Origin of the sequence: Microbacterium sp. CJ77 (assembly GCF_002911615.1) — a bacterium.
Lineage (GTDB): Bacteria > Actinomycetota > Actinomycetes > Actinomycetales > Microbacteriaceae > Microbacterium.
In genome coordinates this window covers 133,371-156,059 of sequence record NZ_PQBR01000006.1, presented here as the reverse complement: position 1 = coordinate 156,059, position 22,689 = coordinate 133,371, and the positions used below count along the sequence as shown (strand labels likewise).

Annotated in this window: 23 protein-coding genes and 2 tRNA genes; 5 read left to right on the top strand and 20 right to left on the bottom strand. The window is 68.8% G+C overall.

The features are described 5' to 3' along the window. The first annotated feature begins 42 nt into the window (after positions 1 to 42). Genes C2868_RS01480 through C2868_RS01470 form a run of 3 tightly spaced genes read left to right on the top strand, consistent with a single transcriptional unit; the run spans position 43 to position 3,345 of the window. The gene (locus C2868_RS01480) at positions 43 to 831 is read left to right on the top strand and encodes an ATP-binding cassette domain-containing protein (RefSeq protein ID WP_100811909.1); all 789 of its coding nucleotides are present in this window, start codon (positions 43 to 45) and stop codon (positions 829 to 831) included. Continuing rightward, positions 828 to 2,096, top strand: coding sequence for a sugar ABC transporter permease (locus C2868_RS01475; RefSeq protein ID WP_100811910.1), 1,269 nt, complete (start codon positions 828 to 830; stop codon positions 2,094 to 2,096). Before C2868_RS01480 ends, C2868_RS01475 begins: the two co-directional genes overlap by 4 nt. Positions 2,097 to 2,145: 49 nt before the next feature. After that, the gene (locus tag C2868_RS01470) at positions 2,146 to 3,345 is read left to right on the top strand and encodes a pyridoxal phosphate-dependent aminotransferase (RefSeq protein WP_100811911.1); all 1,200 of its coding nucleotides are present in this window, start codon (positions 2,146 to 2,148) and stop codon (positions 3,343 to 3,345) included. Between the two features lie 21 nt (positions 3,346 to 3,366). Here the strand turns inward: C2868_RS01470 and C2868_RS01465 are convergent, their stop codons facing one another. From C2868_RS01465 to C2868_RS01420, 11 genes are all read right to left on the bottom strand, one after another. Next, positions 3,367 to 4,455, bottom strand: a complete 1,089-nt coding sequence (locus tag C2868_RS01465; RefSeq protein ID WP_100811912.1) for a zinc-binding dehydrogenase — start codon at positions 4,453 to 4,455, stop codon at positions 3,367 to 3,369. Further along, a complete protein-coding gene (locus C2868_RS01460; protein WP_198519583.1) occupies positions 4,452 to 5,717 on the bottom strand; it encodes an aldehyde dehydrogenase family protein in 1,266 nt (421 codons plus the stop codon). Before C2868_RS01460 ends, C2868_RS01465 begins: the two co-directional genes overlap by 4 nt. Continuing rightward, a complete protein-coding gene (locus C2868_RS17560) occupies positions 5,714 to 5,920 on the bottom strand; it encodes a hypothetical protein (RefSeq protein WP_198519584.1) in 207 nt (68 codons plus the stop codon). Before C2868_RS17560 ends, C2868_RS01460 begins: the two co-directional genes overlap by 4 nt. An 82-nt stretch (positions 5,921 to 6,002) precedes the next feature. Next, positions 6,003 to 7,154, bottom strand: coding sequence for a UDP-N-acetylmuramate dehydrogenase (locus C2868_RS01455; protein ID WP_100811913.1), 1,152 nt, complete (start codon positions 7,152 to 7,154; stop codon positions 6,003 to 6,005). Positions 7,155 to 7,159: 5 nt separating this feature from the next. Next, positions 7,160 to 7,576 (bottom strand): MaoC/PaaZ C-terminal domain-containing protein, encoded by a 417-nt coding sequence (locus tag C2868_RS01450; protein ID WP_100811914.1) that lies wholly within the window; start codon positions 7,574 to 7,576, stop codon positions 7,160 to 7,162. Beyond that, entirely contained in the window at positions 7,573 to 8,019 is a 447-nt protein-coding gene (locus C2868_RS01445; protein ID WP_100811915.1) for a MaoC family dehydratase N-terminal domain-containing protein, read from the bottom strand. The genes C2868_RS01450 and C2868_RS01445 overlap by 4 nt, the downstream gene beginning before the upstream one ends. A gap of 28 nt (positions 8,020 to 8,047) precedes the next feature. Further along, positions 8,048 to 8,872 carry a sulfite exporter TauE/SafE family protein gene (locus tag C2868_RS01440; protein ID WP_100811916.1) on the bottom strand — a complete coding sequence of 275 codons (825 nt, stop codon included), beginning with the start codon at positions 8,870 to 8,872 and terminating at the stop codon, positions 8,048 to 8,050. Positions 8,873 to 8,944: 72 nt separating this feature from the next. After that, entirely contained in the window at positions 8,945 to 9,673 is a 729-nt protein-coding gene (locus tag C2868_RS01435) for a potassium channel family protein (RefSeq protein ID WP_103662795.1), read from the bottom strand. A 339-nt stretch (positions 9,674 to 10,012) separates the two neighbouring features. Continuing rightward, positions 10,013 to 10,312: a hypothetical protein gene (locus tag C2868_RS01430; protein WP_100811919.1), complete on the bottom strand. Its 300-nt coding sequence runs from the start codon at positions 10,310 to 10,312 to the stop codon at positions 10,013 to 10,015. Positions 10,313 to 10,419: 107 nt separating this feature from the next. Continuing rightward, positions 10,420 to 10,776 carry a DUF202 domain-containing protein gene (locus C2868_RS01425; RefSeq protein ID WP_100811920.1) on the bottom strand — a complete coding sequence of 119 codons (357 nt, stop codon included), beginning with the start codon at positions 10,774 to 10,776 and terminating at the stop codon, positions 10,420 to 10,422. Continuing rightward, complete coding sequence (locus C2868_RS01420) at positions 10,773 to 11,129, bottom strand: YidH family protein (RefSeq protein ID WP_100811921.1); 357 nt, start codon at positions 11,127 to 11,129, stop codon at positions 10,773 to 10,775. Before C2868_RS01420 ends, C2868_RS01425 begins: the two co-directional genes overlap by 4 nt. A 26-nt stretch (positions 11,130 to 11,155) precedes the next feature. On the opposite strand from C2868_RS01420, the gene C2868_RS01415 reads away from it, so the two are divergent. Then, positions 11,156 to 12,577, top strand: a complete 1,422-nt coding sequence (locus tag C2868_RS01415; RefSeq protein ID WP_258034374.1) for a D-alanyl-D-alanine carboxypeptidase family protein — start codon at positions 11,156 to 11,158, stop codon at positions 12,575 to 12,577. A 56-nt stretch (positions 12,578 to 12,633) separates the two neighbouring features. Here C2868_RS01415 and C2868_RS01410 read toward each other — a convergent pair. From C2868_RS01410 to xylA, 8 genes are all read right to left on the bottom strand, one after another. After that, a tRNA-Met gene (locus tag C2868_RS01410) sits at positions 12,634 to 12,707 on the bottom strand. 28 nt (positions 12,708 to 12,735) lie between these two features. Next, positions 12,736 to 12,807 (bottom strand) — tRNA-Thr (locus C2868_RS01405). A gap of 72 nt (positions 12,808 to 12,879) precedes the next feature. Beyond that, positions 12,880 to 13,839: a M23 family metallopeptidase gene (locus C2868_RS01400; RefSeq protein WP_100811922.1), complete on the bottom strand. Its 960-nt coding sequence runs from the start codon at positions 13,837 to 13,839 to the stop codon at positions 12,880 to 12,882. 383 nt (positions 13,840 to 14,222) lie between these two features. Continuing rightward, positions 14,223 to 15,017 carry an inositol monophosphatase family protein gene (locus C2868_RS01395; protein WP_100811923.1) on the bottom strand — a complete coding sequence of 265 codons (795 nt, stop codon included), beginning with the start codon at positions 15,015 to 15,017 and terminating at the stop codon, positions 14,223 to 14,225. 27 nt (positions 15,018 to 15,044) lie between these two features. Next, positions 15,045 to 15,911 (bottom strand): hypothetical protein, encoded by an 867-nt coding sequence (locus C2868_RS17340; RefSeq protein ID WP_157813977.1) that lies wholly within the window; start codon positions 15,909 to 15,911, stop codon positions 15,045 to 15,047. A 419-nt stretch (positions 15,912 to 16,330) separates the two neighbouring features. Further along, entirely contained in the window at positions 16,331 to 17,275 is a 945-nt protein-coding gene (locus C2868_RS01385; RefSeq protein ID WP_100811924.1) for an aldose 1-epimerase family protein, read from the bottom strand. Continuing rightward, positions 17,272 to 18,672 carry a xylulokinase gene (locus C2868_RS01380; RefSeq protein ID WP_103662794.1) on the bottom strand — a complete coding sequence of 467 codons (1,401 nt, stop codon included), beginning with the start codon at positions 18,670 to 18,672 and terminating at the stop codon, positions 17,272 to 17,274. Before C2868_RS01380 ends, C2868_RS01385 begins: the two co-directional genes overlap by 4 nt. A gap of 9 nt (positions 18,673 to 18,681) precedes the next feature. Continuing rightward, positions 18,682 to 19,872 (bottom strand): xylose isomerase, encoded by a 1,191-nt coding sequence (gene xylA, locus C2868_RS01375; protein ID WP_103662793.1) that lies wholly within the window; start codon positions 19,870 to 19,872, stop codon positions 18,682 to 18,684. Positions 19,873 to 19,960: 88 nt separating this feature from the next. Between xylA and C2868_RS01370 the strand changes: the two genes are divergently transcribed. After that, the gene (locus C2868_RS01370; RefSeq protein ID WP_103662792.1) at positions 19,961 to 21,139 is read left to right on the top strand and encodes an ROK family protein; all 1,179 of its coding nucleotides are present in this window, start codon (positions 19,961 to 19,963) and stop codon (positions 21,137 to 21,139) included. Positions 21,140 to 21,158: 19 nt separating this feature from the next. Here the strand turns inward: C2868_RS01370 and araA are convergent, their stop codons facing one another. Beyond that, complete coding sequence (gene araA / locus C2868_RS01365) at positions 21,159 to 22,673, bottom strand: L-arabinose isomerase (RefSeq protein WP_100811928.1); 1,515 nt, start codon at positions 22,671 to 22,673, stop codon at positions 21,159 to 21,161. Positions 22,674 to 22,689 lie beyond the last annotated feature (16 nt).

Sequence of the window (22,689 nt, the reverse complement as noted above, 5' to 3'; positions counted from 1 at the left end):
CCCCCACCCACGACCTCGTAACTGACCATCGAAGGAACGAAGATGCCAGACCCGATTATCGAACTGGTCGGAGTGAAGAAGTCATTCGGCCCCGTCTCCGTGCTGAAGGGAATCGACCTGAAGGTCTACCCCGGCAAGGTCACCGCGCTCGTCGGCGACAACGGCGCCGGAAAGTCCACTCTGATCAAGGGGCTCGCGGGCGTGCAGCCCTATGACCAGGGCGAGGTGCGCATCGACGGCGTGCACCGCGACCTCGCGACGCCCCGCGAGGCCTCGGCACTGGGCATCGAGGTCGTGTACCAGGACCTCGCGCTGTGCGACAACCTCGACATCGTCCAGAACATGTTCCTCGGGCGGGAAGAGACCGCCTTCGGCACGTTCGACGAGGGTCGTATGGAGAAGGAAGCGTCCGACACGCTGCGTTCGCTGTCCGTGCGCACCGTGAAATCGGTGCGGCAGCGCGTCTCCTCGCTCTCCGGTGGCCAGCGCCAGACCGTGGCGATAGCCCGCGCCGTTCTGAAGAAGGCCCGCGTCGTCATCCTCGACGAGCCGACCGCCGCACTCGGCGTCGCGCAGACCGAGCAGGTGCTGAACCTCGTGCGGCGCCTCTCCGAGCAGGGCGTCGCCGTCGTCCTCATCAGCCACAACCTCGCGGACGTGTTCGAGGTCGCCGACGACGTCGCGGTCCTCTACCTCGGACAGCTCGTCGCGCAGCTGCAGATCTCCGACACGACCCGCGACGACGTCGTCGGGTACATCACCGGCACGAAGACCCCGCCCGGATTCACCGTCCAGGAGACCAGCACGATCGCCACGGGAGGCGCAGAATGACCACCACATCGAAGGACGCCGCCCCGCCTCTCACCGGCGAGGGCATGATCGGGTCCGGCATCGAAGGCGGCCTCGGCGATCAGATCCGCGGCTGGGTCCAGCGGGTGCGTTCGGGCGACATGGGCGCCCTTCCCGCAATCGGCGGACTCGTCGTGCTCGGCGCCCTCTTCAGCTTCCTGAGCCCGTTCTTCCTCACCGAGCGCAACTTCGCGAACCTGATGAATCAGGCCGCGACCCTCGTGATGCTCGCGATCGCGCTGGTCTTCGTCCTCCTGCTCGGAGAGATCGACCTGTCGGCCGGCGTCACGGGCGGCGTCGCGATGGCGCTCTTCGTCGTCCTGAACGCGCAGTTCGGTGTGCCATGGCCCATTGCGCTGCTCATCGGCTTCGCCGTGGGATTCGGCACCGGGGCCTTGATCGGCTTCTTCGTCGCCAGGGTGGGCATACCATCCTTCGTCGTGACGCTGGGCCTGTTCCTCGGCTACCAGGGTCTCGCGCTGCTGATCATCGGCGACGGAGGCCTCTACCGCCTGCAGGTGCCCGAGCTCGTCGCCATCCAGAACAGCAACCTGCCCGTCTGGGCCGGTTGGGCTCTGCTGATCATCATGCTCGCGGTGTCGGGCGGCACGTCCTGGTGGGATCGCCGGCGCCGCACTCGGGCGGGGGTGCCCAACCGCACCATCACCGTTCTCTGGATCAAGCTCGCCGCCATCGCCGTCATCGGCGGCGTCGTCGTCTTCGTGCTGAACCAGAACCGCGGGCAGTCCGTCGTCGCCGTCGAGGGCGTGCCGGTCATCGTGCCGATCGTCCTCGCCGTACTGTGGATCGGCACCTTCGTCCTCGACCGCACCAAGTTCGGGCGCTACATCTACGCCATCGGCGGCAACAAAGAGGCGGCACGCCGGTCGGGCGTCAAGGTCCGGCTCATCATGTGGTGGGCCTTCGTGATCTGTTCGACGCTCGCGGTGCTCTCGGCGCTGTTCAGCGTCGCTCGCGTGGGCTCGGTCGATGCGACGGTCGGTCGTGACATCGTCCTCAGCGGTGTGGCCGCGGCGGTCGTCGGTGGGGTGAGCCTCTTCGGAGGAAAAGGACGCCTCGTGCACGCCGCCATCGGCGCACTCGTGATCGCCGTCATCACGAATGGTCTCGGCCTGTTGGGGTTGCCCGCCGGAATCAACCTGCTGGTGACGGGTGGTGTGCTGATCCTGGCCGCCACGGTCGACGCCCTGTCGCGCCTGCGTTCCGGGGGCGGCGCGCGCATTTAGGGAGGTGCGCGGGAGGGCGGCGCACGGGAGGCGCGACTACGATCTAGTCGTGACCGAACGCGCACCGCTCTCCCGCAAACTGTCCGCCATCGCCGAGTCGGCGACCCTCAAGGTCGATGCCAAAGCGAAGGCACTGAAGGCCGCGGGCCGCCCCGTGATCTCCTACGCTGCGGGCGAGCCCGATTTCGCAACGCCGCAGTTCATCGTCGATGCCGCGGCCGAGGCGCTCCACGACCCCGCCAACTTCCGCTACACCCCGGCCGCCGGACTGCCCGTGCTGCGCGAGGCGATCGCGGCCAAGACGCTACGCGACTCCGGGCTCGAGGTCGACCCCGCCCAGATCGTCGTCACCAACGGCGGCAAGCAGTCCGTTTACCAGGCGTTCCAGGCCGTCGTGAACCCGGGCGACGAGGTCCTGCTCCCCGCACCGTTCTGGACGACGTATCCCGAGGCGATCGCCCTCGCCGATGGTGTTCCGGTCGAGGTCTTCGCCGGCGCCGACCAGGACTACAAGGTCACGGTCGAGCAACTCGAGGCCGCGCGCACCGGGCGCACGACGGTGCTCGTCTTCGTCTCACCCTCGAACCCCACGGGCTCGGTGTACACCCCCGAAGAGACGCGGGCCATCGGCGAATGGGCGCTCGAGCACGGCATCTGGGTGATCTCGGACGAGATCTACCAGAACCTCGTCTACGAGGGCGCGCATGCCGTATCGATCGTCGAGGCGGTCCCCGAGCTCGCCGGTCAGACGATCCTCGTCAACGGCGTCGCGAAGACCTACGCCATGACCGGCTGGCGCGTGGGCTGGATGGTGGGTCCGCGCGATGCGATCGCCCTCGCGTCGAACCTGCAGTCGCACCTCTCGAGCAACGTCAACAACATCGCGCAGCGCGCCGCGCTCGCCGCGCTCTCGGGTCCGCAGGACGAGGCCGAGAAATTCCGGCTCGCCTTCGACCGCCGACGCCGCCTGATCGTCGATGAACTGTCGAAGATCGATGGCGTGGTCGTGCCGGTTCCGCTCGGCGCGTTCTACGTCTACCCCGACGTGACCGGCCTGCTCGGGCGCGAATGGCGCGGTCGCACGCTGAACTCCTCGCTCGAGCTCGCCGACTTCATCCTCGAAGAGGCCGAGGTCGCCGTGGTGCCCGGTGAGGCGTTCGGACCGAGCGGATACCTCCGCCTGTCGTACGCGCTCGGCGACGACCAGCTCGTCGAGGGCATCCGGCGCCTGCAGCAGCTGTTCGCGTGAACGCCGTCGCGCAGCCGCGCGTCAGAACCGCGTGATCACGCTGCGCGCCGTGCGTCCCGTGCGCAGCTCTTCGTAGGCCTCGTCGATGTCGCCGAGCGAGATCTCGGCAGAGATCAGGTCGGTCAGGTTGAGCCTCCCCTGCAGGAAGAGCGAGGCGTAGAACGGGATGTCGCGCTTGATGTTCGCGTGTCCCATGTAGACGCCCTGCACCTTCTTCTGCGCTCGCAGGAAGTCGTTCGGATCGAGCTCGATCGTCGAGCCCGCGCCGTGGATGCCGATCAGGCTGGCGGTGCCCCCGACGCCGAGCATCGCGATGGCCTGCAGCGCGGTGTCCTTCCGCCCGATCACCTCGAACGCGTGGTCGACACCCCCGCCCGTCATTTCCTGCACGGCCGCGACGACGTCGACGTTCCGGCCGTTGATCACGTCGGTGGCCCCGAACGAGCGAGCGAGTTCGAGCTTCTCGTCGTTCAGATCGATGCCGACCACGCGGGCGGCACCCGCCAGGCGCGCTCCGCTGACGACGTTCAGGCCGACGCCACCGAGGCCGATCACGGCAACCGTCTGGCCGGGGCGTACACCCGCGGAATTGATCGCCGCACCCGCACCCGTGATGGTGCCGCAACCGAGAACGGATGCCTCGGCGAAGGGCACCGCGGGGTCGATTCCGACCACCTGGTTCTCGTGCAGAAGCGCCTGCTCGGCGAATCCAGCGGTTCCCATCGCAGCCAGCACGGGCTCGCCATCACGGCTCAGACGCGGGGGTTCGCCGGGCGCACGCAGGGTCGCCTCGGGATGCAGGCACCGCACGGTTTCGCCGCTCAGGCAGGCGACGCACGCTCCGCAGAACTGAACGAGCGAGCCCACGACGTGGTCGCCCACCGCGAACTCGGTGACATCCGGGCCGACCGCGGCGACGACTCCCGCGATCTCGTGGCCGAGCACCATGGGCGGCTCCATCCCGAAGTTCGTCTCGGCGAAGTGCAGGTCCGAGTGACACAGACCCGATGCCTTGATATCGACGAGCACCTCGCGTCCGCGCGGCTCGTCGATGTCGATCTCTTCGATGTCGAACCCGCCGCCGAAGGCGTTCACGACCGCGGCCCTCATGATCCGGCTCCGAGCACGACGTTGATCGACTTGGTGTTGAGGTAGTTGTAGAAGACCTCGTGACCCTGCTCACGTCCGAGCCCCGAGGACTTGTACCCGCCGAAGGGGGACGCGAGGTCCGGGGAGTACCCGTTCACCCCGATGGTGCCGGTCTGCACCGCGCGTGCGATGTCTCGGGCGGCATCGATGTCGCGCGAGAAGACGGCTCCGCCCAGCCCGTAATGCGAGTCGTTGGCGATGCGCACGGCGTCTTCACGGTCCGTGTACTCCAGCACGGTGACCACGGGACCGAACACCTCTTCCTGCGCGATCTCGTCATCCGGCGAGACCCCCGTCAGGATGGTCGGCTCGTAGAAGTAGCCGGATTCGCCGGGCAGATCACGTCCTCCCGTGAGCACCTGCGCCCCGCGCGCACGCGCCCCGTCGACCAGCCCGCGGACGCGCGAACGGATGCGCTCCGAGACCAGCGGGCCGAGCTCTGTGGTGGCATCCCGGGGGTCACCCAGCCGGAACGAGCGCGCCACGTCGACGAGACCGTCCACGACCTCGTCCCGCCGCGAACGCGGCACGAGCACGCGCGAGAGCAGGAAGCAGGTCTGTCCCGAGTTCATGAAGGAGTTCCCGCGCAGCCCGGCCAGCGTGACGTCGATGTCGGCGTCGTCCAGCACGATCGCCGCGGACTTTCCTCCGAGTTCGAGCGTGACCGGGATGAGCCGTTCACCGCAGTTGCGGGCGATGATGCGGCCCGCGGCGGTGGATCCGGTGAAGGCGATCTTGTCGACACCCGGATGCTTCACCAGGGCGTCGCCCGTCTCACGACCGCCCGTCACGACATTCACGACCCCGGGCGGGAATCCGACCGCCTCGACGGCCGCGGCGAGCGCGAGCGCGTCGAGCGGAGTCTCGGCGGCGGGCTTGATGACGAGGGTGCACCCCACGGCGAGCGCGGGAGCGAGCTTGGCCGACAGCAGCGACTGGGGGTAGTTCCACGGCACGATCAGACCCGCGACACCGACCGGTTCGTACCGGATGAGCGAGGCGCCCGGACCCGCGACGTTGGCTCGTTCCTCCTCGAACGCGAAATCGCGGATGAGCCCCGCGAAGAACCGCAGCTGACCGGCCGGCATCATTCCGTTGACGAATCGTGACAGGCCCGTGGGCTGGCCGATCTCGTCCGTCACCAGGTCGGAGATCTCGGCACCGCGTCGCTCGAGCTCGTCCGCGAGCCGCTCCAGCAGGGTGGCGCGTTCGTCGGGGCTCATGCGCGGCCAGGGTCCGTGGTCGAAGGCCTCCCGCGCCCCGCACGGACCGCCGCGTCGACGTCGCTCGCGTCGGCGTCCGGCGCGGTACCGACCAGGGTCCGCGTGTAGGGGTTCTCCACCTCGATGCGCGCGGTCGAGTGCGGCGTGAGCCACTCCCCGCCGGTGAACAGGCGCTGATCGGAATGGGATGTCATCGTCGACATGGGATTCCTCCTTCGGAACCCCTCTGTTCTAGCCGACCCGGCGACCAAAGTCATCAGTTCGGCTGAAATTGATTCCGACCGATTACAGCTCCACGTCGATCAGGACGGGTTCCGGCTGCAGGACCAACCCGAACTCGGCCTGGACGCGCTGTTGGATGAACCGCGCGAGCTCGGCGATCTCGGCCGCCGTCGCTCCCCCGCGATTGGTCAGGGCGAGCGCATGCTTGGTCGAGAGTCCGGCGCGCGAGCGCGGCAACGAGAAGCCCTTGCGCAACCCCGCGTGCTCGATCAGCCAGGCGGCGCTGATCTTCACGTCGGGCGCCGACGTGGATGCCACGGGCACATACCCGTCGTAGGACGCCAGGGGAATCACCCTGTCGACCTCGACGTCGGGTCGCACCGGCCATCGGGGGCATTCGGGGGGAAGCGTGTGCGCGAAAGCGGCCGAGACGATCGGATTCTGGAAGAACGATCCGGCACTACGGGTATCGGGGTCGGCGCGGTCGTCAGGAAGACCGTCCAGCACCATGCCCTTGGCGCGGCGCGTCGCGAGGACGCGCTGGCGCACGTCGCCCAGGGTCGCGGACGCCCCCGGCTCGTATCCGAGGGCACGCCGCAGTTGCTCGCCGCGGACGATCCGCGGCTCGGCACCGACCTCTTCGAGCTCGAGCGTCACCGACAGGATCACGGACGGTCGCTCGGCGACCGACCCGTAGTGGGCCTTGAAGACCGAGGTGCGGAACCCGAGGCCGAGCTCGTCGACCGGTACGGTCTCGACGTCCCCCGTCGCCTCGTCGATCAGCTCGACCTCGACCAGGGTCTGTTCGATCTCCTGCCCGTACGCCCCCACGTTCTGGACGGGCGCCGCGCCGACCGTACCGGGAATGCCCGACATCCCCTCGATGCCGGCCAGGCCCTCGGCGACGGTATACGCGACGAGGTCGTCCCAGTCGTGGCCCGCCTCGATCCGCAGGCGGGTGAAACCGGGGCGCGGGGAAGGCACGCGCTCGATCCCCTTCGTCATGATGCGCACGACGGTGCCGTCGAACGCGGCGTCGCCGACGAAGAGGTTCGAGCCTCCTCCGAGTACCAGCCACGGTTCATCCCTCGACCACACGTCACGGAGCGCGGCGACCAGCTCATCACGCGTACGCGCCGCGATCATGCGCGTCGGACGACCCCCCGTGCGCAGCGTCGTCAGCTCGGCAAGCGGGATCGGATCGATGTCGGGCATGGGCCTCAGCCCAACCGGACGCGCACCTGCGCCTTGCCGAGCACCGTCGTCTCGGCGTGCGACACGACGAGATCGATGCGGGCGGTGCCGGCGGCCTCGTCGACCTCGGCCACCGTGGCCACGACCCGGACGTCGGCGCCATCCTCGGCGTCGACGACGACGGGACGCGTGAAGCGCACGCCGTAATCGGTTATGCGCCCGGCGTCGCCGAGCCACGGGACGATCGTCGAGCCCGCGAGTCCCATCGTCAGCATGCCGTGGGCGAGAACGCCCGGCAGGCCCACGCGGGCCGCAACCTCGTCGCTGTAGTGGATGGGGTTGAAGTCGCCCGACGCACCGGCGTAGCGCACGAGGGATTCCCGGGACAGATGCACGGTGCGGTCGGCGACGATCTCGCCGACCGTGGGAACCAGGTCGGTCATTCTTCGCCACCGATCAGCAGGATGGATGTCGCGGTCACGACGTGAGCGCCCGAGGCATCCGTGATCTCGGCTTCGCTCGTGACCATGGCGCCCTTTCCGATCGCGCGGACACCGGTGACCGCGAGGCGGCCGGTCAGCTCGTCGCCCGCGACGATGGGGCGCGTGTAGCGGAACTTCTGTTCGGCGTGGATCGTGCGCTCGAGCACGACCCCCGAGTCGGGTTCGGCGAGCAGCTGCTGCAGCGTGAGGTCCTGGATCACCATCGCGAAGGTCGGCGGTGCGACGACATCCGTGTATCCGAGCGCTTGCGCGGCTGCCACATCGGTGTGGGTGGGATCCGTTGCGAACACGGCACGGGCGAACTCGCGCACCTTTTCGCGTCCGACGAGGTAGGGCTCGGTCGCCGGGAACGTACGTCCGACGAGCTCGGGATTCACTGGCACTCCGCCATCCTATGACGGCGTGCCGGCCCTACTTGGATCGCCCGCGGATGGCCCGCACGATCATCTGCACGACGATGAAGAAGAGGAACACCGCGAAGATGATGTTGGCCGAGAGCGGATCGACGCTCTTGGTGATGAGTGCACCCAGAGCGGTCGTCGTGCACGCAGCACCCCCGACGAGCACGGCGCCCAGCAGGTTGACGTTCTTTCGGCGCACGTTGCCGAACGTTCCCGACAGGGCCGTCGGGATCATCATGAGAAGGCTGGTGCCGCGGGCGATCAGGTCGCTCGTCCCGAACAACAGCATCAGCGCGGGAACCACGATGATTCCGCCGCCGACTCCGAGCAGCCCCGAGAGCACGCCCGTGACGAGCCCGAGCGCGATGAGGCCCAGCACGACGAGGAAACTGAGCTCGAACGGCTCGCCGCGGCTCGGGATGATCAGGAAGAGGCTCACGATGACGACGATGAGGAACGCGGCGAACCCGAACTGCAGCACCCGGACGGGCACGCGCGGCAGCAGCCACGTGCCGACCTGCGCACCGATGACCGCTCCCGCTGCCAGGATCAGCGCCGGGATCCAGGCGACGTCACCGCTCAGGGCGTAGGAGACGACGCCGACGCTCGCCGCGGGGATGATCGCCGCGAGTGAGGTGCCCGAGGCCAGGCGCTGCGGGTATGCGAGAACCAGCACGAGCAGCGGAACGATGACGATTCCGCCGCCGACCCCGAACATGCCGGAGAGGAGACCGGCGAACAGCCCGACCGCGATGTGCAGGATGACCCGTCCCGGCGTCCATCGGTAGCCCTCGACGACTCCGCCGTCTCCCCCGGTTGCACCACGTCCTGGCATGACCCGACCTCTCCGCCCTCGCGGGCACACCAGCAAAACCCTAGTCCAGCGCGGAGGGCACTCCCGCCGCCATCAGGCGTCCGGAGAACGGGGTGGTGCCGGAGGATCCGCCGGCGCACCGAGAGCCGCGAGCTGCGCCGAGAGCCTGCTCACCTCCGCTCGGGTCGCCGGCTGGTACTCCTCGTGACCGGCGGTCGCGCGTTCGGCGACCCACGAGGCCAGGGTTGCGGTGCTGATGCCGAGCACGGCGACACCCGAGAACATGAGCAGAACCGCGACGACGCGGCCCGCAACGGTCACCGGCGTGAAGTCTCCGTAGCCGACCGTGGTGATCGTGACGAACGCCCACCAGATCGCATCGCCGAAGCTGGTGATGTTCGCGTCGGGCGACGCACGCTCGGCTTCGAGCACCGACAGCGCCGCGATGTAGATGACCATCAGGGCGGACGCGACGCCGTAGATCATCAGGCGTGCGCGCAGGGCATCGCCCGCGCTCCGCCCGAAGGGATGGAACAGCGTCAGCACGCGCAGGAGCCGGAGCGGCTTGAGCGCTGGGATGATGACGACCGCGAGGGCGAAGAGGTGCGCGCGGAACCACACGCCCTTCTTCGGCGCCATCGAGAGCTGCACCAGATAGTCGGCGGCGAAGACGACCCAGGTGACGAGGATGATCGTCGCCGTGATGATGCGGGGACCCCCGCGCAGCTCTGCGATGACCTGCCACGAGTAAGCGACGATGAACGCGAACGAAGCCACGATCAGCGGCCAATAGGTCAGCTTCTGCCACCGTTCTGGGGTCATGTCCGCATTCTCGCGGATGGCCCACCGCGCGTCCGCGCAACTCGCCCGCAACCGATGCGTAACACCCCGACGAATTATTCGAAACTGTCCCCCTTTCGGTGGACAGTTTGTGAGCGGCTTTGCTAGGTTACGAGAACCCGATCTCAACGGTGTGACGTGGGGACTGATCACCGTGTCCTATCGCTGTGCGATCTGATACGCGCCCGAAACGGCGCGTGTTTTTTCGTGCGATGAGACGAATGTTCGAGGGGAATCAGGATAGCCCTCTCGTGTCGACGGCTGGGGAAGACGACGACGCGAGAGGGCCCTTCTGTGCGAGGGATTCGCTCGTCTGCGGAGCTAGTCCGCCGAGCTCAGAGCCGAACGGGGCGGACCGCGATGGGGAATGGGCACCGGGCGCTCGGATCGGGATCGCGCCTCTCGCCGCTGAAGGTCCCGGACGACCGCGGTCGGCGAGCTGTATCGGGCGGGAAACGGGAGATCGAGAAGCCACTCGACCTCGACTTCGTCCGCCTCGACCTCGTAGACGCGCGCGACCGTGCGGCGCGGATCTCCGAGAGGACGCCCGAGATCGAGCACGAGCCACATCATCGTGGTGGTCGGCTGCAACGCGTAGTGCGGGTTGTGGATGCTGGACATGGTTCTCCAACCGCTATCCGTCCAGTGTGCTGCGGCTCACTCGCAGCTGATCCACCCTTGACAACGGGGCGGGATCATGTCTTGTGACGTCCGCGTGACAGCGGTCGTCAGCCCAGGCGTGCCAACCCGCGTCCGATGACGAACAAGGCAGCCGCGATGCCGACCACCAGCAAGGTCAGGGTGACGAGGGCGAGAGCCAGCCCGTCGATCGGCAGTTCCCCGTCGGCGACGAGGCCATCATGAGCGCGCCGGTACCGGACGGATGCGCGGACATATCCGGCCCCGGCCGCGATGACACCGATCAACCCGAGGGCGACGGCCGCTGCGGGTCCGATGACCTCTGCCGAGAAGCGCACCACGACCGCGCTCGCCACCGCGAGAGCCAGACACGTGCGCCGCCAAGCCAGCAGTGTCCGCTCGGGTTGAAGACCCGGATCGAACGGTGCGTGGCTCGGCGCACTCACCAGAAGAAGCCCGCCGTGAGCAGCACGACGGCTACGACGATGCCCGCCACGATCACGAGGCTCACTCCGGTGGAGGGAAGCGCCCGATTCTCGCGCAGGGCGCGCTCGGTGCGGAGCCAGGACAACCATGCGTGACCCGCGGCGACCACCCCCAGCACGACGAAGACGACCGCGGCGGCGAGCCGGAACCCGGCTGACACGGGTATCTGCAGCGCCTCGAGCGCGACGCCCGCGGCGAGCAGTGCCAACGACGTTCGAATCCAGGCGAGGAAGGTGCGCTCGTTGGCGAGGCTGAACCGGGGGTCCGGCTCAGACCCGCGACTGTACAGGGAACGGGGGAATCGATTCGTCATGGCGCTCGCGATCGACTGTAGCCGCGATGCGCGCGCTGGACGGGGCAACACGGGCCGGGCATGATGGGGATTCGGTCGACGGACGGGGGCCCGCCATCACGATTCAGGACGATTCCGCCAGCGGATTGCCCGGTCTGACCGAGTTGATGCGTGACGAGCAGGTCTTTCCCACACGCCGCACCCGGGCCGATTCCGCGATCCGGCGGCGCCGTCGCCGGAAGGCCTGGATCATCGTGGCGATCGTCGTCGCGGTCGTCCTAGGCTCCGCCGGTGGCTACGCGGCGTGGGCCCTGAACGCCCCGCTGCCCGAACCCACCGTGGAGTGGCAGACCCCGGATGTCTCGGTTCCGCCGGCCGCGACGATCGCCCTGCCCGTCGAGGGTTCCGCCGCGATCAGCGTCGCGGGCGCCGACGACTACCTCGGGGCGGAGGCGAGCGGGATCTGGATGACCAGCGGATCGGCCGACCCGCGCCCGATGGCGAGCATCAGCAAGCTGATCACGGCGCTCGTCATCCTCGATGCGAAACCTCTCGCGGGCCCGGACGACCCCGGACCGACGATCGCGTTCGACGAGACCGATCGCGATCTGTTCGACGAGTACTACGTGCTCGGGGCGACGGTCGCCGAGATGCCCCGGGGCACGTCGATGTCGCTGCACGACGCGCTCGCGACGATACTGATCCCCTCGGCGAGCAACTATGCCGAGGCCGTCTCGACCTGGGCGTTCGGCTCGCAGGGCGCTTTCGTGAGCGCGGCACGCCGGTGGCTGGAGGCGAACGGCCTGACGGGCACGACGATCGTCGAGCCCACGGGCCTCAGCCCGCGCAACACGAGCACGCCGAGCGACATGATCGCGATCGGCAAGATCGCGGCGGCGAACCCCGTGATCGCCCAGATCGCGGCGACGGCGTCTCTGACTCTTCCGGGTCCGGGGACGATGTCCAACACGAACGGCCTGCTGGGGACATCCGGAATCACCGGACTCAAGACCGGGACGCTCGGCGAGAACGACTACACCCTGCTGTACACGGCGATCCTCGATATCGGAACCGATCTGCCGCTGAGCGTGACCGGCGTCGTGCTCGGTGGATTCTCTCGCGAGTCGGTCAGCAACGGGGTCGTCAACCTGCTCGACAGCATCCGCGCGGGCTTCCACAGTGTGCCCCTCATCGGCCGGGGAGACCGGGTCGGCACGTATTCGACCGCGTGGGGCTCCGCGGGGCAGATGATCGTCACCGGAAGCGCATCGATCCGGACCTGGTCCGACACTCCGATCACCGTGACCATGGACACGTCGACGCCGAAGAACTACGCGGACGGCGAGTCCGTCGGCACCATCACCTGGAGCGCCGGTCCGAACACCGCGACCGTCGATGTGACGCTCGACGGCGGGATCGCGCAGCCGAGCGCATGGTGGCGGCTGACGCACCCCGGCGAACTCGGGTAGCTCTACCAACCGCTCCAGCAACGAAAGAAGCGCCCCACGAGGGGGCGCTTCATTCGTAGCGGGAGCGGGGCTTGAACCCGCGACCTCACGATTATGAGTCGTGCGCTCTCACCAACTGAGCTACCCCGCCACACCGCATCCCGGTCCAGGATGCTGCGAGCCCCGAGTCAGGATTGAACTGACGACCCCTTCCTTACCATGGAAGTGCTCTGCCACTGAGCTATCGGGGCGCACCCGCAAGCGGGCAACCACAAGAGAATACCATCGGCGAGGCGCCGAGCAGAAACCGAGATGACCTCGGATCAACCGCCGGCGTGCTCGCGCAGCCAGGGCAGCGGATCGATGCGTGCGCCGTTGACGAAGACCTCGAAGTGCAGGTGCGCTCCGTACGACAGGCCCGTGTCTCCGACATGGCCGAGAACGGTGCCGGCCTGCACGACATCGCCCGGCTTGACCTGAAGCGAGCCGTACAGCATGTGCGCGTAGTGCGTCGCGAAGACCTCGCCGTTGATCTCGTGGTCGATGATCACGTGCACGCCGAAGGCGCCGCCGCTTTCGTTTGCCACGCGAACCGTGCCGGCCGCGACGGCCTGGATCTCGGCACCCTCGCCCGGGGTGAAGTCGAGACCGTAGTGGAACGAGCCCCAGCGCGGACCGTATCCGTCCGAGATCGGCACGCCCACCGCGAAGGGCCACTGGATCGGCGCGCTCGGGTCGTTGACGAAGAAGTTGGTGTGGCGGCTGATGCCCGTTGCCGCAGCGATCTCGCTGAACGTCGCCGTCGAATACTTCTCATCGCGGTTGAGTTCGGTGTCGGCACCCTCGGGTGCGACGAAAGCCTGGATCTCTTTGTCTTTAGTGACCTCGTCGCTCGAAGCCACGGCGATCGAGGTGACCGCGTCGGCCTGAGTCGCCGCGGCGAGGGCCTCAGCGGGCACGGTCACCGCGACCGTGAGCAGTCCGACCGCCGCCATCACACCCATGCTGAACCCGGTCGCCGCGATGCGCCTGACGGCGGCTCCCGAGCGACGGGCGCGACGCGGCACACGGTGCGCAGCGGATGCCGGGGCCCCCGGCTCTTCCGACTCGTCCGCGGCCACGGGGTCCGAGGTCGGCACGATCACGGGGTTCTCACCGGTGAAGCTGAACAGACGAGCCGCGGCTTCGAACGCGTCTGCGGCGTCGCTGTCGACCGTGCTCACCGGAGCCGTCAGATCGGCCGGTGACGGGATGGTCGGAGCATCCGAAGCCGTCTCGGCCACCGGTACGACAGGCGGCGTGCCACTGAGTCGGGCCTGGCGCCGGCTCTGCGGAGCATCCTGAATCGCTGCTCGCCGACGAGCGGCACGCGTCTCGGATTCAACGGACGAACGCGCCGCAGCAGAATCGGAGGCAGAGTCCAGGGCAGACGCAGAGGCGTCGGCACGGCGAGCACGGCGTGTAAGGCCGGGCTCCGACTCGGGGGCGTCGGGCTGCAAGCGGGTGGGGCTCTCGGATCGGGATCGCGGTGAAACGCGACGGGTTTCGGGACGTCTGGCTTCGGGATTGGGCTTCTGAGATTCTCGTCACTCCCGTTCGGGCGGAGGTAACGAATAGGTAAACACTAACCCGTCCGGACTGAGAATGCCATGTGTGAGCAGACTGCTCAACGGGCGAGCACGGCCTCCAGCGATCCGTAGAATTCGGGGCCCGCCGCGATCAGCAGGTCGCGTCCCGCGGGTAATCCCCCCAAGCCGCCGACGATTCCGCCCGCCTCGCGGACGAGCAGCGAACCCGCTGCCATGTCCCACGGCCAGAGGCCCCACTCGTAGTACGCGTCGAGCCTGCCGGCGGCGACGAACGCGAGATCGAGCGACGCCGCGCCGATACGACGGATGTCTCGAGCGAGTGGGAGCACTCGCCCCAGAATCTCGAACTGCTGCGTGCGGCGCTCGGCGTCGTAGCTCATCCCCGTCGCGATGAGCGCGCCGGATGCATCCGGTTCGTCGCGGATCGCGAGTCGCTGCGAACCGAGATGCGCGCCTTCGCCGCGCGCCGCGCGAAAGAGCTCACCGGTGGCGGGATTGTTGACGACGCCCGCGACCGCTGTCCACGTCGCCGGGTCGGGCGGCCCCTCGACGACGCCGATGGACACGGCGTATGCGGGGATTCCGTAGGCGTAGTTGACGGTGCCGTCGATCGGATCGACCACCCAGGTCAGGCCCGAGGAACCCTCTTCGGCCGCCGACTCTTCGCCGAAGAATCCGTCGTCGGGTCGCGCCTGGGCGATACGGTCCCGAATGAGGCGCTCGACCTCGCGATCGGCCTCGGTGACGATGTCGGCGAGGCCCGATTTGGTCGCGGCGATAGCGACTCCCTCGTCACGCCGGGTGCGCGCGAGCTCACCAGCCTCCCGCGCGATCTCGACGGCCAAGGACAGGAGCTGCGCGTCTGAATCCACACACCTACGCTACCCATCGCGGCGACTTCAAGCGGGAGGCGTCGCCTCGGGCGCGGGAGGCACGGGAGGCACGGGCGGAACCGGCGGCGGGACGGGCGCCGCCTGCAGCGGGGGCGCCGTCTGCTGCGTCGGGTAGCCCGTGTAGTAGGCGTTCCAGTCGGGCGAACCATCCGGGAGCGGCGGGAGCGGCGTGACGCCGTCGGCGTAGGTCGGCCACACGGGTGCGGGCACGGGCGGTGCCGGCGGCGCCACACGCCGAGGACCGTTCAGCGCCTTGACCAGGGGGACGAGCGCGGTGCCGACGGCCGCGAGGATCGTGATCGCGACGACGACACGCCAGTAGAACTCCGAGAACTCGACGGCGCGGGCGAGCAGCAACGGCAGGATCAGCAGGATCGCGAGCACAGCGACCAGCGCCACCGTGATCGGCACGACGATGCGCGAGAAGGAGCTCCGCGGTTCGCCCTGCGTCTTCGTGAAGAGACGGATGTGCAGGATCGCCAGGCGCAGGACGATGACGATACCGACGAATTCGAAGAAGCGGACGACGGGCGACGACCCCCACGGCCAGCCCCAGTCCATGGGAGCCCAGATCTTGATGGCGCCGGCGAGCAGCGCGAGCACCCACCCGACCATGCTCACCAGCACGTACCATTGCGGCCGCCGCGGCGCGACGCTCGCATCGAGCAGGGCGGCTCCGGCGAATGCGGCCAGCAGCACGATCGTCAGGAACGCGCGCCCGATCAGCCCGTTCTGGTCACCGACCAGCACCCCGACCACGCAGACGAGGGCCGCGGCGATGAGGGCGCCGATCGCGATCCAGACGGCGAACTTCCAGTAAGGACTGCGCGCTTCTTCGGTCTCTGCGGGCAAGGCGCCGTGCGGCTGCGACATGGTGGCTCTCTTCGATCACGAGGGAACGGGCTTTTTCCATCCTGACAGGTGACCGCGCGAGTGCGCGGAGGAGTTTCGGCGACCTGTGGACGTCATCACGATCAAGAGTCGTGGGGAGGGCCGGAGCAAAGAATTGGCCCCCTCGGGTGGCCCATTGGGGACTGGGCGACTCGAGGGGGCCCCGCTTCCTTCCCATCCGATCGCAGAACCGCTTGGGGAAACGGTCCGCCCGACGCTGGGGACGACGGTTCGAATGCTTCAGAAGGAGCTGAAATGAGCATAACCCCACTGCGCACACCACGTATGTCCCCTTTTTGGGGGACAAAACGGATTCATTTGCGCCCTTTTCGGCGGACTGACGATCCAAACGCCGAGGAAGGAGGTGGTACCAGGGGAAAAACGGTGCCGTTCGATCTTGCTCAGATCGCGGCGATGGTCCAGCTTCCCCCGGCGCGGGCGGCCGGGTCAAGGTATATGAGAGAGTTCTCAGAATTGAACGCGTCGGGTGGACAGGTCATCGGCTCGACCGCCAATCCGATCCGATCCGTCGCCCGTCCGGGCACGTCCGCGGTGTGGATCTGAACCCAGGGGCACGCCTCGTTCCAGGCCATCGATACGCCCGAGCCCGAGGCATCCGTCAACCGCACGCGGGCCACCCCGTCGGCACGCCGAAGGCCCGTGAAAGCGTGATCGATGCGCGCATCCGCGATACGGCGAGCCCGGCGAAAGTCGAAGCGCTGCGGGTCGCTCGCATCGACCGCCTGCTCGGTCGTCGGGATCAGGCGATCGTCCGTGACAGCGAGGACGATGTCCGCGGGCAACTCGAGCGTCCAGTCGTCGACGCGGCCGGGACCCGCCACCAGATACGGGTGCCCGCTGGCTCCGAACGGCGCCACGGTGTCGGACATGTTCGTCGCCGTGACGGTCTGCTCGAGTCCGTCGGCCGTGAGCCGGAAGGCCGACTCCACGCACAACCGCCACGGATACCCCGTCTGCGGCTCGATCTCGGCTGCGAGCGTGACATGGTCGGCACCCTTGTCGACGGCGTCGAAGTCGAGCCAGGACACGAGGCCGTGCAGCGCGTGCCCGCGCTCGGGTTCGGTGAGCGGAAGGACGTGGTCCACGCCGCCGAAGCGGTAACGGCCGTCGACGATCCGATTGGGCCACGGCGCGAGCGAGACGCCGCGGTAGGCGGGCCGGACCTCGTCGGCGTCGAACGGGACGATCAGATCCCGTTCGCCCGCGGGACCGCGGTGCCGCAGAACCCGGAGGGACGCCCCGACGCTGGCGACGACGGCGTGATAATCCCCAGATCGCAGCAGGTGCTGGGTGCCGGATGCCGGGCGTCGTTCTCGCGAAGTCACCGATGGAACCCTAGCGCGGCGGCGACATAGCGGGCGCGGATGTCCGGCCGGGTGTCGACCGGCACCTCGTGCTCCCCCGCGGCAACCCAGTCGGGAAGAACGCCCGACAGGACCCCCGCGGCCTGGCGTGCGGCACCGAGCGCGACGTACTCGCCCGGCGCAGGCACGACGATCGGCAGGTCGAAGACCTGAGCCGCGATCGCCGAGACCGCCGGATTACGGGCGGCGCCGCCGATCAACAGCAGGCGGTTGAGCTCCACGCCCTGGCCGCGGATCGCGTCGAGGCCCGCGGCGAGGCCGCAGAGCATTCCCTCGATCGCGGCTCGCGCGACGGCCGGCCTGGTCGTATTGGCGAGCGTCAAACCCGAGAGGGATGCCGTGGCATCCGGCAGATTCGGCGTTCGTTCGCCCTCGAAGTACGGCACGAGCACGGGGCTCGTCGGCCCGGACGTCGCCTCGAGCGCGAGTCGGCCGAGCTCGGCGTGATCCACCCCGAGCAGGCCGGCGAACGCGTCCAGCACGCGCGCGGCGTTGAGCGTCGCCACGAGCGGCAAGAACCGTCCGGTGGCGTCGGCGAAGCCCGCGACCGTGCCGGAGGCATCCGCGACCGGGCGATCGGTGACGGCGAAAACCGTTCCCGACGTGCCGATGGAGATGACACCGTCGCCGCGCGCGGCGCCGAGGCCGAGAGCCGCACCCGCGTTGTCGCCCGCGCCGGGGCCGACCACGACGCCGCTCGGGGTCGTGCCGGCCCGCTCCAGCGGGCCCAGCACGCGCGGCACAACGGCCGCGTGACCGAGCGCGCGCTCGAGCAGGTCGGGCTGGTACCCGGCGGATCCCCAGTATGCGGTGCCGCTCGCGTCCGAGCGATCCGTCACCAGCTCGTCGAAAACGGGTCCGAGCGGCGACCCCGCGGCGCCATACCCGCGCAACCGCCAGGTCAGCCAGTCGTGCGGCAACGCCACCGCCGCGACGCGCGCCGCGTTCTCGGGTTCGGCGTCGCGCAGCCAGCGCAGCTTCGTTGCCGTGAAGGATGCGACGGGAACGACACCGGTGCGTTCCGCGTAGACGTCGGCCCCCACCTCGGCGATCAGGTCACGTGCCGCGGCCGCCGAACGCGTGTCGTTCCAGAGCAGGGCGGGACGGATGACGTCGCCCCGCTCATCCAGCACGACCATGCCGTGCTGCTGCCCCGCGATCGACACCGCGGCCACGTCGTCGAGCCCGCCGGCATCGATGATCGCGAGTTGCAGCGCCTGCCACCACGCCTCGGGATCGACCTCGGTGCCATCCGGATGCGCCGACCGACCGGTGCGGACGATCCGGCCGCTCGCGGCATCCGCGATGACCACCTTGCACGACTGCGTCGACGAATCGACCCCCGCGACGAGCGCCACGCGCTCCCCTTAGCCGCGTGCGCCGAGCAGGTGCTCGGTCGCGAGCTGCTGCAGCCGGACGAAGCCGAACCCCTTGCCACCGAAGTAGGTGTCGGTGTCGAAGTCCTCGTACGCCGAGCGATCCGCGAGGAAGTCGCCGTAGGACTCGCCCTCGTTCAGCGTCGGAACCGAGAGCTCGGGCACGCGCGAGGCCTCGAGCGCCTCCTGCACCTCGGGGTCTGCGCGGAAGGCCGCGGCACGCTCCTTGAGCAACAGGTAGGTGCGCATGTTGGCCGCGGCGGAGTCCCAGACCCCGGTCTCGTCCTCGGTACGGCTCGGCTTGTAGTCGAAGTGGCGCGGGCCGTCGTAGGCCGGGACCCCGCCGGGGCCTCCGTTTTCGAGCAGATCGACCAGGGCGAAGGCGTTGTGCAGGTCGCCGTGGCCGAAGACCAGGTCCTGGTCGTACTTGATGCCACGCTGGCCGTTGAGGTCGATGTGGAAGAGCTTGCCGTGGTACAGCGCCTGGGCGATGCCGGCGGCGAAGTTCAGGCCCGCCATCTGCTCGTGCCCGACCTCGGGGTTGAGGCCGACGAGCTCGGGACGCTCGAGCGAGTCGATGAAGGCGAGGGCGTGGCCCAGCGTCGGCAGCAGGATGTCACCGCGCGGCTCATTGGGCTTCGGCTCGATCGCGAAGCGGATGTCGTATCCCTTGTCGGTGACGTAGTCGCCGAGCAGGTTGACGGCCTCGCGGTAGCGCTCGAGCGCCGCACGGATGTCCTTGGCCGCGTCGTACTCGGCGCCCTCGCGACCACCCCACATGACGAAGGTCTTGGCGCCGAGCTCGGCGCCGAGGTCGAGCTGGCGGAACACCTTGCGCAGCGCGTAGCGACGGACGCCGCGATCGTTGGAGGTGAAGCCGCCGTCCTTGAAGACAGGCGCGCTGAAGAGGTTGGTCGTGACCATCGGCACGATCATGCCGGTGTCGGCGAGGGCACCCTTCAAACGGTCGATCTGCTTCTGCCGCTCGGCCTCGGAGGACCCGAAGGCGAAGAGGTCGTCATCGTGGAACGTCAGGCCGTAGGCACCGAGTTCGGCGAGCTTCTCGACGGCGTGCACGACATCGAGCGGCCGACGCGTCGGTCCACCGAAGGGGTCGGTGCCGTTGTAGCCGACGGTCCAGAGGCCGAAGGAGAACTTGTCGGCGGGCGTGGGCGTTGTCATGAGTGGTCCTGATCCTCGCTGAACGGAAATGTTGTTGAACACAACCTATACCATTCCCTGGCGCCCGGCGACCCCCTACGCTGGTTCGATGACCGACCGCGCGACGACGTTCGAAGCCGTGCGTCGAGCGAACCTCGCGAGGCTCGTTCGGATCCTGCATCTCGAGGGACCGCAGTCGCGCGCGCAGCTCACGGCGACAACTGGCCTCAATCGCTCGACGATCGCCGACCTGGTCGCCGAACTCGCCTCGATCGGCCTGGCGGAAGAGCTACCGCCCGCCCCCTCGACGCGGGCGGGGCGCCCGTCCCCGGTCGTGGTGACGCATCCGTCGATCATGGCCATCGCGGCGAATCCCGAGGTCGACGCCCTCGCCCTCGCCGCCGTGCGACTCGACGGAACGGTCGCGGCGCGGCGCCGTATCGAGGTCGACCACCTGCTCACGCCCGCCGAGACCGTCCGACTGGTGGCCGAGACGATCGCGTCCTGGCGTACGGACGATCTGCGCGACGCACGGCTCGTGGGCCTCGGCTTCGCCGTTCCCGGCCTCGTCCGCGGAGTCGACGGGATGGTGCGAAACGCCCCGCACCTCGACTGGCACGATGTGCCGCTGCACGAGCTCGCCGCCGAAGCGACCGGACTCCCGATCGTGGTGGGCAACGACGCGTCCCTCGGCGCTGTCGCCGAGCACCTGTTCGGCGCGGGGCGCGGCATCGACAACCTCGTGTACCTGAACGGCGGCGCGAGTGGAATCGGTGGCGGCCTGATCGTGCACGGGATGCCCGTGGCCGGCGCATCCGGTTATGCCGGGGAGTTCGGGCAGAACCGGCCGGGCATCCCCTCGACGGCCGACCGGCTCGCCGGGGACGGCGTGCTCGAGGACGAGGTCAGCCGCGCCCGTCTGCTCGCGGTCGCGCGTTTGGTCAGCGCCGATGAGCCCACTCTCGCCGCCGCCCTGGCCGCGAGCGAACTGCCGGACGCCCGCGAAGAGATCGCGCGGCAGCGACGCATCCTCTCCACGGCCCTCGCCAACGCGGTCAACGTCCTCAACCCGCAGATGATCGTGCTGGGTGGGTTTCTCGCGACGATCGCCGAGGAAGGCACCGGCGAGCTGCTCGATGACGTGCGCTCGCTCGCGATGCCGGCCGCGGGCGAGGACGTGGACATCCGGTCAGCGGCGCTCGGCGAAGACCGCCTCCTGGTGGGTGCGGCAGAGGCGGCCTTCGCGCGGTTGCTGGACGACCCGGTGGGCGCGCTCGCGGCTCTCTGAGCCCTCGGGGTCCGGTGAGCTAGAGCCCCTGAGCCAGACGGTAGTAGGCCTGGTTCCAGCGCACCTCCTGCTGGAATCCGCGAACCGTCGTCGTGTCGTCGATGACGAGCAGCTCGGTCTTCGCGATCTCGGCGAAGTCGCGGAAGACCTCGATGCCCACGGCCGTCGTCATGACGGTGTGGTGCGCGGCGCCCGCGGTCAGCCACGCCGCGGCGCTCGTGGCGAAGTCGGGCTGCGGCTTCCAGATCGTGCGCCCGACCGGGAGCTTAGGCAGATCGGGCGCCTCGACGTTCTCGACGACGTTCGCGACGAGGCGGAACCGGTCGCGCATGTCGCTCATCGCGACGACCAGGGCGGGCCCGGGGTCGGCCGTGAACACCAGGCGCACGGGGTCGTCCTTGCCGCCGATACCCAACGGGTGAATCTCGAGGCGTGCCTTCTGCGACGACAGCGACGGCGACACCTCGAGCATGTGCGCCCCGAGGATGCGCTCGCTGCCGGGAACGAGGTCGTAGGTGTAGTCCTCCATGAGGCTCGCGCCGCCGGGCAGGCCCGCGCCCATCACGTTCGCGACGCGCACCAGGATGGCCGTCTTCCAGTCACCCTCGGCGCCGAAGCCGTAGCCCTCGGCCATGAGGCGCTGAACGGCCAGACCCGGCAGCTGCTTGAGCGCACCGAGGTCTTCGAAGCTCGTCGTGAAGGCGCCGAAGCCACCCTCCTCGAGGAACGAGCGCAGGCCGAGTTCGATCGCCGCGCCGTCGCGCAGCGACTCGTGGCGCTCTCCCCCGGAGCGCAGCTCGGGAACGACGTCGTACTCCTCTTCATACAGGGCGACGAGCGCGTCGACGTCGGATGCGGATGCATCGGCCACCGCATCCGCCAACTCGTTGACACCCCACGTGTTGACCTGCACGCCGAACCGCAGCTCGGCCTCGGTCTTGTCGCCCTCGGTGACGGCGACGTAGCGCATGTTGTCGCCGAAGCGCGCGAGCTTCAAGCTGCGCGACGCGGCCCACCCCGCCGCCGCGCGCTGCCACGAGGCGATCTCGCCGCGCACGCGGGCATCGGAGGCGTGCCCGACGACGGTCTTGCGCGCGACACCGAGGCGGGTCTGGATGTACCCGAACTCGCGGTCGCCGTGCGCAGCCTGGTTGAGGTTCATGAAGTCGAAGTCGATGTCCGCCCACGGCAGCTCGACGTTCGCCTGCGTGTGCAGGTGCAGGAGGGGCTTCTGCAGGGCGTCGAGCCCGCCGATCCACATCTTGGCGGGACTGAACGTGTGCATCCACGCGATCAGGCCGATCACGTTGTCCGCCGCGTTGGCCTCGAGGGCGAGGCGACGGATGCTGTCGGCATCCTTCAGCACGGGCTTCCAGACGACCGTGACGGGCACGTTGCCGTCGAGCTGAGCGACGACGCCCTGCGACTGATCGGCGACCTGCCGGAGGGTCTCTTCGCCGTAGAGATTCTGGCTGCCGGTGACGAACCAGACCTCGTACGACTCGAGCGAGGTGGAGAGGGGGGTGCGGGGCATGTCGTGCTGCTTTCGA